Annotated in this window: 1 pseudogene; it reads right to left on the reverse strand. The window is 32.6% G+C overall.

What is annotated here, in order from left to right:
• Positions 1 to 638, reverse strand: a pseudogene (locus tag IDG60_RS28220) (type VII secretion protein EssC); the annotation flags it as partial.

Below are 638 nucleotides of genomic sequence, written 5' to 3' on the forward strand. Positions count from 1 at the left end.
TTTCAATCACATCTTCAACAAAGATTAATGAAATACCATATTCTGATAAATCTTGGTTTACATATTCTAAAATGACATGATCAATAATTAATGACATATCTGTAATGACAAACACTAATTGCGGTGTGAAAATAATTTGCTCATTACTTCTGCTGCGTTCACGCACAGCTTGGATACGTTCTTTAATCATGCTATAAATTGACGTTAAAATTTGGTCACGTGTTCGTTGATTGTAAACAAACCCTCTAATGTTTTGACCTCTCAATGTCATATGTGGCAACCAACGTGCCCATTTCAATGTTTCAACTTCATCTTCACGTGTCACAAATAGAAACTCTAAATCATGATAACTATGGAACGTTGACAATTGGATTAGCATTTTCTCCAATTCTTCTAAAATGAGATGTCGTGCACCAATATATGCAATTGGTCCATGATTTAAATCATTGATTAATGGTGCTTGTTCTACATCTGTGTAAAATTCATACAATTCTTTAGCATCGTCGAATAGTTCATCACGACGTTGGTTAAATTCTTCTTCTTGGTAATCTAATTTGAATGACTTTTCTACATTCGCAATACCTAACTTATAATGTAAGAAATCGTGATGATGCGATGTTTTTTCATATATTCTTGGT

This window comes from Staphylococcus sp. EG-SA-2 (assembly GCF_017152085.1).